This is a genomic window from Variovorax sp. Soil_C_17 (assembly GCF_057657265.1).
Genome location: NZ_JBDGIT010000001.1, coordinates 686,580 through 701,636, shown reverse-complemented (window position 1 = coordinate 701,636; position 15,057 = coordinate 686,580). Strand labels below are relative to the sequence as shown.

The 15,057-nt window shown below is 67.3% G+C and carries 23 protein-coding genes; 15 read left to right on the top strand and 8 right to left on the bottom strand.

The features are described from left to right. Positions 1-50: 50 nt before the first annotated feature. Together AC3A6Y_RS03325 and AC3A6Y_RS03320 are read left to right on the top strand one after the other, a co-directional pair. The gene (locus AC3A6Y_RS03325; protein ID WP_487866806.1) at positions 51-563 is read left to right on the top strand and encodes a MarR family winged helix-turn-helix transcriptional regulator; all 513 of its coding nucleotides are present in this window, start codon (positions 51-53) and stop codon (positions 561-563) included. 2 nt (positions 564-565) lie between these two features. Next, entirely contained in the window at positions 566-1,225 is a 660-nt protein-coding gene (locus tag AC3A6Y_RS03320; RefSeq protein ID WP_487866805.1) for an NUDIX hydrolase, read from the top strand. A gap of 79 nt (positions 1,226-1,304) precedes the next feature. Here AC3A6Y_RS03320 and AC3A6Y_RS03315 read toward each other — a convergent pair whose 3' ends face one another. Then, positions 1,305-2,252 (bottom strand): LysR family transcriptional regulator, encoded by a 948-nt coding sequence (locus tag AC3A6Y_RS03315; RefSeq protein WP_487866804.1) that lies wholly within the window; start codon positions 2,250-2,252, stop codon positions 1,305-1,307. A 126-nt stretch (positions 2,253-2,378) separates the two neighbouring features. Here AC3A6Y_RS03315 and AC3A6Y_RS03310 point away from each other — a divergent pair, with 126 nt between their 5' ends. The 4 genes from AC3A6Y_RS03310 (at position 2,379) to AC3A6Y_RS03295 (ending at position 6,483) form a co-directional block, all read left to right on the top strand. Then, positions 2,379-3,944 (top strand): AMP-binding protein, encoded by a 1,566-nt coding sequence (locus AC3A6Y_RS03310; protein WP_487866803.1) that lies wholly within the window; start codon positions 2,379-2,381, stop codon positions 3,942-3,944. A 13-nt stretch (positions 3,945-3,957) separates the two neighbouring features. Then, positions 3,958-5,178 (top strand): acyl-CoA dehydrogenase family protein, encoded by a 1,221-nt coding sequence (locus AC3A6Y_RS03305; RefSeq protein WP_487866802.1) that lies wholly within the window; start codon positions 3,958-3,960, stop codon positions 5,176-5,178. 28 nt (positions 5,179-5,206) lie between these two features. Continuing rightward, the gene (locus AC3A6Y_RS03300) at positions 5,207-6,190 is read left to right on the top strand and encodes a Bug family tripartite tricarboxylate transporter substrate binding protein (protein WP_487866801.1); all 984 of its coding nucleotides are present in this window, start codon (positions 5,207-5,209) and stop codon (positions 6,188-6,190) included. A 68-nt stretch (positions 6,191-6,258) separates the two neighbouring features. Continuing rightward, positions 6,259-6,483, top strand: coding sequence for an oxidoreductase-like domain-containing protein (locus AC3A6Y_RS03295; RefSeq protein WP_487866800.1), 225 nt, complete (start codon positions 6,259-6,261; stop codon positions 6,481-6,483). A 278-nt stretch (positions 6,484-6,761) separates the two neighbouring features. Here the strand turns inward: AC3A6Y_RS03295 and AC3A6Y_RS03290 are convergent, their stop codons facing one another. The 3 genes from AC3A6Y_RS03290 to AC3A6Y_RS03280 are packed head-to-tail and all read right to left on the bottom strand — an operon-like array spanning position 6,762 to position 7,718. Next, positions 6,762-7,307 (bottom strand): PDDEXK nuclease domain-containing protein, encoded by a 546-nt coding sequence (locus AC3A6Y_RS03290; RefSeq protein WP_487866799.1) that lies wholly within the window; start codon positions 7,305-7,307, stop codon positions 6,762-6,764. Next, entirely contained in the window at positions 7,294-7,566 is a 273-nt protein-coding gene (locus AC3A6Y_RS03285; RefSeq protein WP_487866798.1) for a PDDEXK nuclease domain-containing protein, read from the bottom strand. Before AC3A6Y_RS03285 ends, AC3A6Y_RS03290 begins: the two co-directional genes overlap by 14 nt. Further along, on the bottom strand, positions 7,554-7,718 hold the full coding sequence (locus tag AC3A6Y_RS03280) for a DUF1016 N-terminal domain-containing protein (RefSeq protein WP_487866797.1): 165 nt from the start codon (positions 7,716-7,718) through the stop codon (positions 7,554-7,556). The genes AC3A6Y_RS03285 and AC3A6Y_RS03280 overlap by 13 nt, the downstream gene beginning before the upstream one ends. A 182-nt stretch (positions 7,719-7,900) precedes the next feature. On the opposite strand from AC3A6Y_RS03280, the gene AC3A6Y_RS03275 reads away from it, so the two are divergent. The 5 genes from AC3A6Y_RS03275 (at position 7,901) to AC3A6Y_RS03255 (ending at position 9,961) form a co-directional block, all read left to right on the top strand. Continuing rightward, a complete protein-coding gene (locus AC3A6Y_RS03275; protein ID WP_487866796.1) occupies positions 7,901-8,242 on the top strand; it encodes a hypothetical protein in 342 nt (113 codons plus the stop codon). Positions 8,243-8,348: 106 nt separating this feature from the next. Next, complete coding sequence (locus tag AC3A6Y_RS03270; protein WP_487866795.1) at positions 8,349-8,615, top strand: heavy-metal-associated domain-containing protein; 267 nt, start codon at positions 8,349-8,351, stop codon at positions 8,613-8,615. A 44-nt stretch (positions 8,616-8,659) separates the two neighbouring features. Beyond that, positions 8,660-8,950 carry a hypothetical protein gene (locus AC3A6Y_RS03265; protein ID WP_487866794.1) on the top strand — a complete coding sequence of 97 codons (291 nt, stop codon included), beginning with the start codon at positions 8,660-8,662 and terminating at the stop codon, positions 8,948-8,950. Between the two features lies 1 nt (position 8,951). Then, complete coding sequence (locus AC3A6Y_RS03260) at positions 8,952-9,257, top strand: hypothetical protein (RefSeq protein WP_487866793.1); 306 nt, start codon at positions 8,952-8,954, stop codon at positions 9,255-9,257. 155 nt (positions 9,258-9,412) lie between these two features. Then, positions 9,413-9,961 carry a nucleotidyltransferase family protein gene (locus AC3A6Y_RS03255; RefSeq protein ID WP_487867786.1) on the top strand — a complete coding sequence of 183 codons (549 nt, stop codon included), beginning with the start codon at positions 9,413-9,415 and terminating at the stop codon, positions 9,959-9,961. An 8-nt stretch (positions 9,962-9,969) separates the two neighbouring features. On the opposite strand, the gene AC3A6Y_RS03250 is transcribed toward AC3A6Y_RS03255, so the two are convergent. Beyond that, complete coding sequence (locus tag AC3A6Y_RS03250) at positions 9,970-10,179, bottom strand: hypothetical protein (RefSeq protein WP_487866792.1); 210 nt, start codon at positions 10,177-10,179, stop codon at positions 9,970-9,972. A gap of 35 nt (positions 10,180-10,214) precedes the next feature. On the opposite strand from AC3A6Y_RS03250, the gene AC3A6Y_RS03245 reads away from it, so the two are divergent. After that, positions 10,215-10,631 carry a hypothetical protein gene (locus tag AC3A6Y_RS03245; protein WP_487866791.1) on the top strand — a complete coding sequence of 139 codons (417 nt, stop codon included), beginning with the start codon at positions 10,215-10,217 and terminating at the stop codon, positions 10,629-10,631. 58 nt (positions 10,632-10,689) lie between these two features. Then, positions 10,690-11,460: a glutathione S-transferase family protein gene (locus tag AC3A6Y_RS03240; RefSeq protein WP_487866790.1), complete on the top strand. Its 771-nt coding sequence runs from the start codon at positions 10,690-10,692 to the stop codon at positions 11,458-11,460. On the opposite strand, the gene AC3A6Y_RS03235 is transcribed toward AC3A6Y_RS03240, so the two are convergent. Next, positions 11,449-11,718, bottom strand: a complete 270-nt coding sequence (locus tag AC3A6Y_RS03235; RefSeq protein ID WP_487866789.1) for a hypothetical protein — start codon at positions 11,716-11,718, stop codon at positions 11,449-11,451. The two genes, AC3A6Y_RS03240 and AC3A6Y_RS03235, sit on opposite strands and share 12 nt — an antisense overlap. A gap of 210 nt (positions 11,719-11,928) precedes the next feature. Between AC3A6Y_RS03235 and AC3A6Y_RS03230 the strand changes: the two genes are divergently transcribed. Next, a complete protein-coding gene (locus AC3A6Y_RS03230) occupies positions 11,929-12,321 on the top strand; it encodes a phasin family protein (protein ID WP_487866788.1) in 393 nt (130 codons plus the stop codon). 21 nt (positions 12,322-12,342) lie between these two features. Here AC3A6Y_RS03230 and AC3A6Y_RS03225 read toward each other — a convergent pair whose 3' ends face one another. Both AC3A6Y_RS03225 and AC3A6Y_RS03220 read right to left on the bottom strand, forming a co-directional pair. Then, the gene (locus AC3A6Y_RS03225; protein ID WP_487866787.1) at positions 12,343-13,236 is read right to left on the bottom strand and encodes a DUF72 domain-containing protein; all 894 of its coding nucleotides are present in this window, start codon (positions 13,234-13,236) and stop codon (positions 12,343-12,345) included. Between the two features lie 72 nt (positions 13,237-13,308). Then, positions 13,309-14,136, bottom strand: coding sequence for an NYN domain-containing protein (locus AC3A6Y_RS03220; protein WP_487866786.1), 828 nt, complete (start codon positions 14,134-14,136; stop codon positions 13,309-13,311). A gap of 379 nt (positions 14,137-14,515) precedes the next feature. Between AC3A6Y_RS03220 and AC3A6Y_RS03215 the strand changes: the two genes are divergently transcribed. Next, complete coding sequence (locus AC3A6Y_RS03215; RefSeq protein ID WP_487866785.1) at positions 14,516-14,983, top strand: DUF6130 family protein; 468 nt, start codon at positions 14,516-14,518, stop codon at positions 14,981-14,983. The last annotated feature ends 74 nt before the right edge of the window (positions 14,984-15,057 follow it).

Here is a 15,057-nt window from a genome sequence, read left to right as displayed (position 1 = left end):
AATTGAGCGTAGCAGATAATCTCGACATCAAGATAAACGGGGCTTTTTGCATGGCTGCGAAGAAGCGGGCCGCGGACGCGGTCGATGCCATCCTCGACCAGTGGCGGCGCGAGCGCCCGGACCTCGACGTGGGCGCGATGGGCACCATCGGCCGCATCAAGCGCTGCGCGGCGCTGCTGCAGCGCGAGCTCGACCGCTGCTTCGCCGACTTCGGCATGACGCGCTGGGAGTTCGACGTGCTGGCCACGCTGCGCCGCTCGGGCGCGCCCTATTGCCTGGCACCCACGGAGCTTTTCTCGTCGCTGATGATCAGCTCGGGCACCATGACCCACCGCCTCAAGGGCCTGGAGTCGCGCAGCCTGGTCAAGCGCGTGCCCAACCGCGACGACGCGCGCAGCATGCTGGTGCAGCTGACGGCGGCGGGGCTGAAGCTGATCGATCGCGCGGTCGACGCTCACGTGGCCAACGAGCAGCGGCTGCTGGCCTCGATCAAGTCCGCGGATCTCGCGGCACTCGATGCCCGCCTGGCGATCCTGCTGGCTGCGCTGGAGCCGAAGGAGTAGTCATGCAGCTCGACCACACCCTGCGCGAATCGATCGCCGAACGACTGCGGTGCTTCGCGCTGCAGCCGCTTCCTGCGCCCGGCCCCCGCCGTGCCGCCGTCGCATTGGCGATCGTCGAGGAGGGCTTCGGCGCCGCGCTCCCCGGCATCCCCGCGCCGACGGCGTGGAGCCGCGAAGCCGCCGTGCTGCTGACGCGGCGCCCCACGCACATGCGCAACCATCCGCGGCAGTGGGCCCTGCCCGGCGGAAGCATCGACGGCGACGAAACGCCCGAGCAGGCCGCGCTGCGCGAGCTCCACGAAGAAGTCGGCCTGCAGCTCGACGAATCGGCGGTCCTCGGGCGCCTCGACGACTTCGCGACGCACTCCGGCTTTGCCATCACGCCGGTCGTCGTCTGGGCCGGCGCCGCGCGCGAGCTGGTGCCGAGCGAGGCCGAGGTCGAGAGCATCCACCGCATCCCCATCGCCGAGTTCATGCGCGCGGATGCGCCGCTGCTGGACGCGATCGAGGACAGCGTGCATCCGGTGCTGCGCATGCCCGTCGGCGACACCTGGATCGCGGCGCCGACGGCCGCTTTTCTCTACCAGTTTCGCGAGTGGTGCCTTGCCGGGCGCATGACGCGCGTCGCGCACTTCGAGCAACCCTTGTTCGCGCGGAAGTAGGCGCGGGCCGGCGCTGTCGTCGTCCGATCGCGATTCGGCGATGAAGAACATCCCCTGCCGGTCGTAGGCATCGCGGCACTCAGGCCCGCGGCGGCCGTCTCGCGCCACGCCGCGCCGGTCCCGCCTCGCCGCGTGCCGTCTCTTCCAGCAGCTCCATGAAGCGCTGCGCCAGCGGCGGCAGCGCCGCCCCCTTGCGTGTCAGCGCGCCGATGGTGCGGGCAAAGCGCGCCTCCGCCATCGGCAGCGGCGCCAGCCCCTGGCCGCTCACCATGCCCAGGTGCGACTCGCTCATGATCGACACCAGGTCGCTCTGCGCGACCAGCCGGTTGAGCTGCCCGCCCGCCGTGTTGCTCACCTCCACCGTCACCCGCGGCGGCGGCAGCCCGGCCTCGGCCAGCCGCCCCTCGATGCTGCGCCGCGCCGCGACCGCCGGCCCGGGCAGGATCCACTGCGCATCGACCAGGTCCGCCAGCCGCAGGCGCCGCCTGGACAGCAGCGGGTGGTGCTCGCGCACCACCAGGCACAGCGCGTCGTCCATCAGCGGCAGCGCGTGCAGGTCCGGCGGGGTCACGCCGGGCAGCGCGTTGATCGACAGGTCGATATCGCCCAGCCGCAGCGCCGCCACCAGCGCATCGTTCAGGTTGAGCATCAGCCGCAGCCGTGCCGCCGGCCTCTGCCGGTGCAGCGCCACCGTCGCCGGCACGAACAGCCGCTGCGCATAGAGCGGCGACACGCCCACCCGCAGCAGCCCCAGCTCGCCCAGGTGCGTGTCGGCCGCCTCCTTGATCGCATCGCCGAGGCTCGCCCGCAGCGCCTGCGTGCGCTCGCGGAACTGCGTGGCCACGGCGGTGAGCTGCATGCCGCGGCTGCTGCGCTCGAAGAGCGGAAAGCCCAGCTCCTTTTCGAGCCGCTGCAGGCCCTGCGTGATCGCCGGTTGCGACACGTTCAGCGCCGCGGCGGCGGCCCGCACCTTGCCGTGCGCAGCGACCGCCAGGAAGTAGTCGATGTCGTCGAGCCGCACGCCCATGTGGATGTCTCCGAGGCCCCCGCCGGGTGATCACGCCAGCTTATCAAAGCCGGCCCTTCCCTTATCCATCGGCACCCCCTTGTTTCCTAGACTGCCAGCCAGACGAAGACACACCGGAGACACGACATGAACCTTGGCATGTACACCGCGCGCAGTGCGCGCTTCTGGGCCGATCGGCCCGCCATCCTCTTTCGCGACCGCGCGCTGAGCTACGCGGAGCTCGAGCGCCGATCCAACCGCCTTGCGCACGCCCTGCTCGCACTCGGCCTGCAGCGCGGCGATCGGGTCGCCGTGGTTTCCCCCAACCGGCCGGAGATCGTCGAGCTCGAATGCGCGCTCTACAAGGCCGGCCTGGTCAAGGTCGCCCTCAACGCGCGCCTGGCGCCGGCCGAGCTGGCCGACGCGCTTGCCAATGCCGAGCCGGCCGCCTGCCTGGCCGGCCCCGAGCACCGCGCCATGGTGGACGAAGCCGGCGCCCCCGTGCCGGGCCTCAAGCACCGCATCGCCTTCGCGCCCGCACCGGCCGAGGGCGGCTGGCTCGACTACGAAGCCCTGCTGGCCCAGGCCTGCGACGCGCACATCCACGTCGAGATGCGCCCCGACGAGCTCGCCGTGCTGCACTACACCTCCGGCTCCACCGGCAAGCTCAAGGCCGCGATGCAGACCGTCGGCAACCGCATGGCCTCGCTGCGCAAGATCGTCATGGGCCGCATGCATGCGCAGCGCAACGACGTGCTGATGCTGTGCGGTCCCATCACCCACGCGAGCGGCATGTTCATCCAGCCCATGCTCTACCAGGGCGTTACCGTGCTGCTGATGGAACGCTTCCAGCCGGCCGAGATCCTCGAGGCGATCGAGAAGCACCGCGTCACCATGTGCTTCTTCGTCCCCGCGATGATCAACGCCCTGCTGGCCGAGCCCGGCATCCGCACCCGCGACCTGAGCAGCCTGCGCCTGGTCTCCTATGGCGCCGCGCCGATGTCGCCCTCGCGCATCCGCGAGGCCTGGGCCGCTTTCGGCCCGGTGCTGGCCCAGGGCTACGGCGCCGGCGAGACCACCGGCGGCGTCATCGCCCTCGGCATCGACGACCATGCGCTCGCCATCGAAGGCGGCCGCCCCGAGCTGCTGTCCGCCTGCGGCCGCCCCGCCTGCGAATCCGACGTGCAGGTGCTCGATGCGCAAGGCCGCCCCGTCGAGGGCGACGAGATCGGCGAGATCTGCGTGCGCGGCCCCGACGTCTTCGCCGGCTTCTGGCGCGCGCCCGAGCCCACCCGCGAGGCCCTGGGCGAAGACGGCTGGCTGCACACCGGCGACCTCGCCCGCGTGGACCGGGAGGGCTACATCCACATCGTCGACCGCAAGAAGGAGATGCTGGTCTCCGGCGGCTTCAACGTCTACCCCACCGAGGTCGAGGCCGTGCTCGCGCAGCACGACGCGGTGTACGAGGTCTGCGTCATCGGCGTGCCCGACGACCACTGGGGCGAATCGGTCAAGGCCGTCGTCGTGCTGCGCGAAGGTGCCCGCGCCGAGGCCGGCGAGCTGATGGATTTCTGCCGCGGCCGGCTCGCCGACTTCAAGCGCCCACGCTCGGTCGATTTCACCGAGCACCTGCCCAAGAACGCAAACGGCAAGCTCTCACGCAAGGATGTGCGCGAGCCCTACTGGCGCGGCCGCGAACGGCGCGTCAACTGATCGGAAGACCACCATGGACGCCACCACCACCCCCGCCGCGCAGCGCAGCAGCACCACCGCCGCGCCTTTCGAAGGCTCCGAAGCCGCCCGCGCGTTCATCGCGCGTGTCGAGACCTTCGTCCACGACGAGTTGCAGCCTCTCGTGGCCGAGCACGGCATCAGCTACGAATCCGGCGCACCCCGCCCGCTGCTCGAAGAGGTCTGGCGCCGTTCGCGCGACCAGGGCTTCTACGGCATCACCCTGCCGAAGAAGCTCGGCGGCGCCGGCTTCAGCGTGCTCGACCACTGCCTCATCAAGGAGGCCATCTACGCCACCGGCTCCCCCCTGGCCGCGCACGTGCTCGGCGAGCTCTCGGGCCCGCCCCGCGTCGGCGCGCTGGCGAAGCAGGCCACGCCCGACCAGATGGAGCGCTTCATCCTCCCCGTGGCCCGCGCCGAGAAGGCCATCTGCTTCGCCATCACCGAGCCCGAGGCCGGCTCGGACGCCGGCGCCGTGCAGACCCGCGCCGAGCGCGTGGGCGACGAGTTCGTGCTCAACGGCACCAAGCGCTTCATCTCCGGCTCGCCCTTCTGCGACATGGCCGTCGTCATCGCCTCCACCAGCGACGACCCCGCGCGCCGCGAGACCACTGCCTTCTTCGTCGAGCGCGACCGCCCCGGCTTCCGCGTCGAGAGCGGCTACAAGACGATGGCCGGCCAGGCCAGCACCGGCAACATCATCCTCAGCGACTGCCGCATCCCCGCCGCCAACCTCATCGGCGAACAGGGCAAGGGCCTGGGGCTCGCGCTCGGCCGCATCACCGTCAACCGCTTGCTGCACTGCCCGGCGATGCTCGGCCTCGCGCGCCTCGCGCTGCAGGATTCGATGGCCCACGCCACGCGGCGGCGCCAGTTCGGCCAGCCCATCGGCGCCTTCCAGGCGGTGCAGCACATGCTGGCCGACATGGCCACCGAGCTTGCCGCCGCCCGCGCGCTCATGCTGAGCGTGGCCCGCACCCTCGACGCCGGCGGCGAGGCGCGCGCCGATGCCTCCATGGCCAAGCTCTTCTGCTCCGAGACCGCCTTCCGCATCGCCGACCGCGCCGTGCAGGTGCATGGCGGCGAGGGCATCGTCCAGGGCAGCCGCGTCGAATTCTTGTTCCGCCTGCTGCGCATGTACCGCGTGCTCACCGGCACCAGCGAAATCCAGCGCAACACCATTGCCCGCGAACTGCTGGGCGGAGCCCTGCGCTGACCCGATAGAGACTCAAAGGAGACACGACATGAAAGCCATCACCCGCAAGGCCGCCTCGGCCCTCTTCTTCGCCGGCGCCGCGCTTGCCGCCGCCAGCGGCGCACAGGCGCAGCAGGACTACCCTTCGCGCCCCATCAAGTGGATCGTGCCCTACCTCGCCGGCACCGCGCCCGACACCACCGTGCGCATCACCGGCGAGGCCATGTCGAAGATCCTGGACCAGCCCGTCGTCATCGAGAACCGCGGCGGCGTCGCCGGCAACCTGGGCGCGCAGCTCGCCGCCAAGGCACCCGCCGACGGCTACACCTGGGTCTATTCGGGCTCGCCCATGGCGACCAACATGCGCATGTACCGCAACCCGGGCTTCGACGTCATGAAGGACTTCGTCCACGTGGGCCGAATCAGCCAGTCCGACTCCGTGATCGTGGTGAACCCCGACTCGGGCATCGCGAGCGTCAAGGAGCTCATCGAGCGCCTGCGCGCGAGCCCGGGCAAGCTCGCCTATGCCTCCGGCGGCGTCGGCAGCCCGTCGCACATGGGCGCCGAGCTCCTGCTCGCCGCCACCGGCGCCCAGGCGCTGCACGTGCCGTACAAGGGCGCCTCGGAGTCCACCAATGCGGTCGCCGGCAAGCAGGTCGACTTTGCCATTGCGCTCGTCAGCCCTTCGCTGCCCCACATCCAGGGTGGCAAGCTCAGGCCGCTGGCCGTGCTCTCGCCCAAGCGCAACGCCCGGCTCGACAAGGTGCCCACGCTCGCCGAGGCCGGCATCCCCGGCATCGCCCTCGTCTCCTTCGGCGGCCTGGCCGTGCCCAAGGGCACACCGGCCCCCGTGGTGCACAAGGTGCGCGATGCGCTCGCCAAGGCGCTCGCCATGCCGGATGTGCGCGAGAAGCTGGAAGCCTCCGGCACGACCGTGGTGCCCAGCACGCCGGAGGAGTTTGCGCAGAGCCTGCAGGCGGAGATCGCGCTGACCGAGAAGCTGATGAAGGCGGCGAACATCGAGGCGCAGTAGCGGCAGGCAGCGCCGGGCCGAATGCCCGCGCGGCCGGCCCCGGGCCCCGAGGTCGCTAGGATGGGTGTGTGCCACTGCCTCCCGTCACCGATGCGTTCTCGGCCCGCAAGGTCTTGCGAGAGATCGAGGGCCGCCTCCGGGCCGAGGGCGTTGAAGGTTTTCGGGAACCGCCGGAGGAACCTACCAGCTGCTGCGGGCGGGGATGCGAAGGATGCGTGTGGGAAGGCTACTTCGCGGCGGTGGGGTGGTGGCGGGATGATGCGCTGGCGCTGCTGGGGGGCGAGCGAGGCTGATTTTGTGTGGCTCTTGTGCAGGGGAGGCGGCGCAGAGTCACGGTTTGCCCTTCCTCTCTTCGAGTGCAAGCCAGCCCGATGGAGTGATCTCACTCACCACGAGGCCCGGCAACGGCACACCCCCCGAGGGATTGGCAACCACCTGCACCACGGCCTTTGCCCGGCCCGCGTGAACCAGCGCGCAAATGGCCTCGATGTCTTCGTTGTCCGTGAGGACGAGCGGGAGGGATGAATCGCGAGCTCTCAGCACAAGGTGCGGCGGCCCGACGGGACCTTGATCACTGCTTTCGATGGCTCCTTTGAGATGCGACGTGAACACCCCATGAGTGTCCGGGCGTTTGCACGCGGAGTACACACACTATCGGTTTGATCTGAGAAAGTTGGTGGGACAGACACAGTACCCGGTCCTGCGCTCCATCAGCGTTCGACCTATGGGAATCAATCTGAACGACGTGCGCTACCTGGCAAAACAACATCCCCCGCCGCGCCAAGCTCTCCCGCGCCTCCACCAGCGTCGCATGCAGCTGCCGCTCCAACTCCGCCTTCGGCGGCAGCTCCGTCCAGTACTCGGCCACGGTGATGCCGTCCTCGTGCATCTGCAGCAGCTCCACCTGCTCGCGGCTGGATTCGGCGCACAGGATCAGGCCGATGGGCGCTTCTTCGCCCGCCTGGCGTTCGTGCTTGTCCAGCCACTTAAGGTACAGCTCCATCTGGCCATTTTGCGCAGCCTTGAAGCGGCCGAGCTTGAGTTCGATGGTCACGAGGAGGCGCAGCCGGTGGTGGAAGAACAGCAGGTCGAGGGAGAAGTCCTCACTGTCGATCAACTAGGCGCTTTTGCCGTTCGATGAAGGCGAAGCCGCGGCCCAGTTCCAGGATGAAGGCTTCCAGCTGACGCAGGATGGCGGCTTCGAGGTCGGCTTCGAGGTCGGCTTCGTCATGGCCTTGGCGCAGGCCCAGGAAGTCCAGGAAGTACGGGTCCTTGAAGACCTGCGCGGGCGTTGCCGGCAGCGCCCGCGCCTGGGAGGCGGCGATCTCCGTGCGCTCGAAGGCCTTGCGTTCGATTTGGTGGCTTAGTTCCCACACGCTCCTGCCTTTTGCGCGGCGCGCTGGGCATAGAAGGAACGGGCCCCCGGCGACTTGAGCGCCACGATGGCCACCACATGACTCCAGCTCAATTGTGTCAACAGCGTCGACACTATCGCCGCGTCGGGGAAGGCTTGCGCGTACTTCGCCATGCGGCGCAGGTTGCGCGATTCGAAGCCCCGGCCAAACTCTTGCGACAGTTGCTGGCGTCGGCCTGCGGCTCGTCCAGCGGCAGGTCGTCCAGCGCCGCATCGGGTCTTCGCCCAGCTCCTCCAGCAAGGCCCGCAACTCGGCCATGGCATCGCCCAGCTCGCGCTGCAGCAGGCGGTCCACCATGGCCGGATCGCTGGGCATCCGCAGTTTGCGCGGTGTCGTCCTTGAGCCAGCTGATGTCGAGGTTGTCTCCACGTTGCGCGATCTGCTCGCGTGTGAAGCGGCGCCAGCGGCCCGTAGCGCCGGTGTCCTGGCGCGCGGCCGACGCGGCGGACCCGCCGAATGGGTCGCTGCCGAACACGTCTTCGAACTTGTCACGCGGCTGGCTGGCGGGCGCTTCAGGCGGCGTGCGGAAGTAGTCGCGGGTGAAGGGCGTGCGCTTGCCGAACTGCGGCATGTTGGCGCGCATGTCGTACACCCACACTTCCCGGGTGTTGCCTTTGTCGGTCTCCCCGCGGCATGAAGCTGGCGTTGCAGTTGATTTGCGTCAATGACCCGCTGCAAATGCGTTGACCTTCCAACGGTAGGAGGGTTCAGAGTTGGGGCATCAACAGCGAAAGGAACTTGCGATGCTCACCTATCGAGTCGAAGACATGACCTGTGGCCACTGCGCCAGCACCATCACGAAGGCCGTTCGCTCGGTCGACTCCGGCGCGAAGGTGGACGTGGACCTGGCACAACACCTTGTTCGAATCGAGCCGACCGGGGCTGCCGCCAATGAACTGCTGAACGTCATTGCCGAAGCGGGCTACACCCCCGTGCAGGTTGCCGCTGAGGCGGCGTCGACAACTGCGCCATCCACGCGCCGCGGTGGGTGCTGCGGTTGCTGCAACTGACGCATTGACTGCCCGACTCCCATCACTCATTTCACTTCAGTAACATGCGTACCCTTCTTGCGATCGCCACTGCCGCCCTTCTCAGCACGAGTGCGCTCGCTCAAACGCCACCGCCCGCTCCGGCCCTGCACGAGGGTATGTCCATGATGGGCCAGATGCGCGGCGGCAAGGGCTCCGTGGGCCCGGGCGTCGGCATGGGGACGGGCATGGAGATGGACTCCATGAGCAAACGCATGGAAATGATGATGCAGATGATGATGGACCGCGACCCGGTCCTCCCCCGCGAAGTGACACGAGGGCGGATGTCATGGACCAAGAAGGACACGCGGGGTTGAGATGCGTCGGAGTGGCCACGAGACCGGCGTAGTCAAGGCGGCGGAGCTGACTTCCGGCGTTGGCGCCATCGTCCTGGGTGCAGGCCTCTCGTCGATATTGCCTCCATGGCTGCGCGACTACGCAGTGCCGCTTCTGGTTGTCGGCCTCATTGTCCATGGCTTCGGCATGAGCCTGAAATACAGGCTCGAAAGCCGAGATGGGCCACCGCTTTGGTGGGAGCGGGCACTGTTCTGGGCCTGCTGGGCTTGCCTGGTCGGACTGGGCGTCTGGATTGGAGCCGCTGCCATCGGCACGCGCCAGAATTGAATGCGCTCGACCTTCTACCGTTTGGGAAAGGCGAAGCTGCGAACGAGAATAGCCTCGAGGCCGCTGCTCAGTGGCCTTTGCTCTCGTTCGCTCTGGCCGCGTGGCGAGCCACCATCCGACAATTCGGCACAGAGCCCATCTGCTTCCCGATCACGATGCAAGCCCGCTTCTTCACCGACATCCTCAGCAACGCCCACAACAGTGCAATCCTCGACCGTTGGAGCGCCTTGGCCCTTCCCGACGGTTGGCTGGTGGCCGGCTGCCTGTTCCAGACGGTGTGGAACCTGCAGTCCGGACGTGAACCGAAGGCGGACATCAAGGATTACGACCTGTTCTACTTCGACGCCGGCGACACGAGCGAGGCCGCCGAGCGTGGCGTGCAGGCCCGCGTGGACGAGGTGCTGGGCGACCTCGGCGTCACCATCGAAGCGTCGAACCAGGCGCGCGTTCACCTCTGGTACGAATCGCACTTCGGGCAGCCCTATGCCGGCGCACTGCGCAGCGCGCGTGACGGCATCGATCGATTCCTTGTTCCCGCCACCTGTGTCGGTGTCCGACCCGGTGAACTCTATGCACCGAACGGCCTTGCGCTGCTGTACGACGGTGTGTTGACGATGAACCCGTTGATGCCGCATCGCGATCTGTTCGAGCGCAAGGCAGCGTCGTACAGCGCGCGTTGGCCCTGGCTGCGCATCCGTCGATAACTTGCTCGTCAGCCCGTGAGGCGCTTCCGACCCGGTTGATCATGGCCGGATGCCAATGGCTCGAGCCATCGCGTGGCAGCCTCGTCCGGCGCCATCTTTCGCAAGCGCTCGTCCTTCCACAGATCTGCGGCGAGCTCGTCGAGCTGATCCGGGTCGATGGTGCGCCACTGTCGCTGAAGCCGATGGGCGCAAACGGCAATCCAAATCTCGCGGTCCATGCGTATACTGTACGTCCATCCAGTATTTTCCGCATGTGTTCGCGATCGTTTACAGATGCCGCCGAGAGGGGCAACTCCTGCACCGTGACGACATCGAGGCCGACCCGGCCCACGGTGAGCTGCAGGTGTATCGCAAGGGCATGAAGCGCGTCGCCGTGCTGCTCGGCGCCAACGGCGAAAGCTACGTGATCCCGCTGCTGGACAAGGTCAAGCTGCTGGCCATCAATGACCGCGGCGTGCTGCTGACCGGCATCGAAGTCCACCCGACCCGCGGCGCGAAGGGTACCGGGCCGATGTTTCCGCAAACCTGGTGGTGCGACCTCCATCCCAAGCCGCGTGCGAAGGTCGCCGATCCCGCGGAGTCGCGCCGGCGCGAGCGGGAGCGACAAGCACGCGAAGTCGGCGGCGCGCTTCTGCGCCGTCCCGTGCGTCGCGCGAAGGATGCTCCTTGAGCACGCGCACCGGACGGACGGCTTCGCCCTTTTCGTGCCAACGGCTAGCATGCCCGCCATGGGCAACATCTACATCACCGTCGAAGAAGCGATCTCCCGCCCCGGGCTCCGGATGGTCGTCGTGGGCCAGGTGCCCAGCCCGTGGTCGGAGGCCGCGAAAGGCATCTTCCACGTCAAGCAAATACCGTGGGCGGGAGTCCGCCTGGCTTACGACAGCCAGGCGCTCAAGGACTGGACCGGCCAGCGCAATGCGCCCGTCGTGGTCTACGACGACGAATCACCGCGGTCCGGGTGGGCCGAGATCCTGCTGCTGGCGGAGCGCCTTGCACCTTCGCCGGCGCTGCTGCCCAAGGACCCGGCCGATCGGGCGCTGGCGTTCGGGCTGGCGCACGAGATCATGGGGCAGCAAGGCCTGGGGTGGTCGCGCCGGCTTCAGCTGGTCGAGGCCGGGCTTCTCGGGCGGGGCGGGTTCGATTCGAAGGTGGCGGCGTACATCGGCAAGAAGTACGGCTACAGCCCGCAAGCCGGCGCCGCGGCAACGGCACGCGTCGTCGAACTGCTGACCATGCTGGCTGCCCGGCTGAAGGCGCAACACGCAGCGGGCAGCCCCTATTACGTCGGCGGGGAGCTCAGCGCGGTCGACATCTACAGCGCCAGCGCGCTCGCGCTGCTGCGCCCCCTGCCGCAGGAGGTCTGCCCCATGCATGCCGGCACCCGGGCTGCCTTCGAATTCAGCGAGCCCGCCACCGAGGCGGCCCTCGACGAGGTCCTGCTGCGGCACCGGGACATGATGTACCAGCGCCACCTGCCCTTGCCCTTATCCCTTTGAAGGCTTCCTTGGCGCGGTACGGCGGTACATCGCCCACTTCAAGGTCAAGATGTCTGCGGCGATCTTGGCGGCATTGACCCCCTCATACGATTCGGACGGATCGAACTGGAATGCCTCCTGGTATCGGATGATTTCCGCGTAGTCCTTGTCGAACACCATCGGGCCCGTGAGTTCGCCCGGATCGACTCCCGCCGGAATCGCCAGAAATTTGTCCGGGTTGGTAGCGCTCTGGTAGAGGTCCACGCTCAACTGGTTCATACATCGGCCCTCGACATTCTGAGAATGATGGAAGCGAAGCCTGGCGCTGTCGCACGGCCTCGTCGAATAATCACCCGCATCCGCGCCGCGTGCAATCGGCGCGGGCCTACATGGCCGGCGTGAAGTCCACCCGGAGCCGGCGCCCTATGCAATGATGGTGCGCCGGCGCAGGCTTTGCGCCGGGCCCAACCCACCACCAGGAGACATGCCATGGCAACAGATCCGTTTGGCGACATGAAGAAGATGCTGGAGCAGTTCAAGATGCCAGGTGTCGACATGACGGCCATCCTCGAGTCGCAGCGAAAGGACGTCGAGGCGCTGGTGGAGGCCAACAAATCGGCCTACGAGGCCATGCAGGCCATCGGGCGCAAGCAAACCGAAATGATGGCCGAGTCGGTGCAAGTCATGCAAGAAGCCGCGAAGAGCGCCTCGGATCCGGCCAGGCAGACCGAGGTGGTTCGCAGCGCCTTCGAAAAGACGATTGCCGACATGAAAGAACTCGCCGAGATGGCGCGCCGTTCGCAGACCGAGGCGATGACCCGCATCACGCAGCGTGCCGCTCAGCACATGGAAGAGATCAGGAAGCTGATGCTGCCCAAGTAGGGTCCGGGCGCACGCCGCCCTTCACCCATATGCCAACAGCATCTTCATGAACGAGATGCCATTGCGCTGCCCCTTGTCCTCATCGCAGTTGTTGAAGATGACATGCGCGTGCTTGACCTTGTAGGCCAGGCGAACGACTTCCGCCATGATCTCCCGCAGCTCCTGATCCGGATAGTCGTAGTCGAAGCGTTCGGCCGCCGAGGCCGCCCCTTTCACGTTGTAGGTGTCCACGTTGCGCCCGTGCAGGCGCACCAGCGCGTAGTCGGGGTTCGTGGTCTCCGCCAGCAGGGGCACGCTGTTGGCGAAGCCCTGCGGCCCATCGACGATGGTGTGCACGGCGCGCAGCTCGCGCAGGAAGTCGATGGTGCCGGCGCGCTGCGCTTCGGTCCACCACGACTCGTGCCGAAACTCGACACTGCAGACATGGCCCGCCATCATCTCGATGCAATGCAGGACATGCGCATGCCCTTCGCGATTGCATTGCAGCCAGGGCGGAAACTGGAAATGCACCAGGCCGAGCTTGCCGGCGTTCTTCAGCGGTGAGATTGCATCGATGAAGCGGCGCCACAACTCGTCGCGGATGTCGGCAGGCGTGCTGCGGTAGTAGAGCGTCTTCGTCGAGCCCAGCGCTTCCTTGATGTCCTTGTGAAGGACCTTCGGGTCGGTCTGGTGGCCCGTGAAGAGGCGGAAGGCCTTGACGTTGAAGATGAAGTGCTCGGGCGTGCGCTCGGCCCAGTTGTTCGCATTGGCGGGCGCGGGGATGCCGTAGTAGCTCGAATCGACCTCGACCAAGGGGAAGATCGACGCGTAGTAGCGCAGCCGCGCCTCCGGCGTCTTCGCTTCCTTGGGATAGAAGCGCCCGCAGTCGATCAGGGTCTTGTCCGTCCACGACGCAGTTCCGACCAGGATGCTCATGAACCGATGCTAATGGCTCGCGCATTCGCGTGCCAGCCTCGTCCGGCGCGCCTTCCGCAGGCACGCGACGGGCTAGCGCAGGCGCAGTTGATGGTCCGACTCGCCCTTGCGCATCTCCACGACGCCATCGAGTGCCTTCACCATCTCCACGAAACTGTCGTACCCGTGATCCTTCGGATCGAAGGTCGGATCGAGTCGCTTGATCATGTGCCAGGTCGCCCCCTTGCCGACCCAGGCCTCCCCCTTGGTCTCAGAGAGCAGGCGCACCGCGCGTTTCAGTATCTCCGCGGCCGGGTCCACCGGTGCGGGCGGTGGTTGGACTGGTGTCCGAGCTTCGTCCTCCGCGGCCGTCGCCGGGCCTTCGTCGACGTCCTCGACGAGGTTCTCGTAGTAGCGGAACTCATGGCAGCTCTTGGCCCAGTGGCGGTTGGTGTTCTTCCTCGTGCCGATGCCGACCAGCGTGCGGCCGGCGGCCTTGATCTTCTGCGCCACAGGCATGAAGTCGCTGTCGCCGCCCACGATGATGATCGTGCCGATGTGATCGAAGCGGCTCATGTCCTCCGTGGCATCGAGGCATAGCTTGATGTCGGCCCCGTTCTTTGCCGAAGCGCCCGGCGAAAACAGCTGGATGAGCTCGACGCCACCCTGAAGCAGCGCATCGCGGTAACGCCCGAAGAACTGCCAATTGCAGTAGGCGCGATTGATCGCCACCGGCCCGAAGGAAGCCGCAAGCTCCACGACGGCCTGAATGTCGATCAGCGGCTCCTGCGGCTTGAAGCGCGAATCGCTGCGCCCGTAGAAGCCTTCGCCGAACTTGGCCTCTGCCAGGCCGGCATGAAGGTTCTCGAAATCCCAGTACAAGGCGACGGAGCGGCTCTCTTCGCTGTCACTTCGGTTCATCTCTGGCTCCTCTGTTCTGTGGGCCATGGTAATTGCGAACCTGTTCACAGGCGAGGCCGCTCCACCGCGCCGGTTTTGTATGCCTCTGTGTCTCGCAGCCGTACGAACACAGCGCCATGCAAATCGGCCGTCGTTCGACAAATCACGGATACGAACGCCGCTTTCAATACATCCATCGTTTCTTGTTCGATCCCAACCACGAAGGAAGTCATATGAAAGCGACACTCATCCTCGCAGCAGCACAGGGAAAGCCGCTCCTCGCGGTCCAGTGAGCGCGCCGCAGCACGCACCCCCGATTCAGTCATTCGACGGCCGGCCACCGAGACGCCAGTTCATCCAGCGCGCAGCCGGCACGCGCTACCCACAAAGAGACAACACCATGCGATCCCTCTTCAAACACCTGACCGTCGTCGCCGCCGGCGCTCTTTTCTGCCTCGCGGCCGGGGCACAGCCGGCCAACGAGGCGGGCCGCCCCGCCGCCGTGCTTCCGCTCGCAGCCGAAGCGCCGCCCAGGCTCGTCGTGTATCCGCCGCTGGCCGAGCCTCTGGCACGCGGCGTCGTCGTCCTCCAGTACCGGACCGAGAACGTGCGGGTCATACCGGTCTTCGGCAAGGGCGCGCTGGAGGTGTCGCCGCGTGTGGGGCATCTGCATGTGACGGTCGACGACCGGCCCGGCACGTGGGCTCACACGAGCGGCGACCCGATCATCGTGGTCGGCCTGGAACCCGGCGTGCACAAGATGCGGATCGAAGTGGCCGACCCGGTCCACAAGATCCTGACCAGCGAGACGGTCACCGTGACGGTGCCCGGGCAGCCGGGATCATCCACCACGACCCACAGGCACTGATCGCCCGCGATCGTCCACAGCCTCCTCGCGGCTCCGCATCGCGTGATCGGGACCGCAGCAATTCCACCCATTCG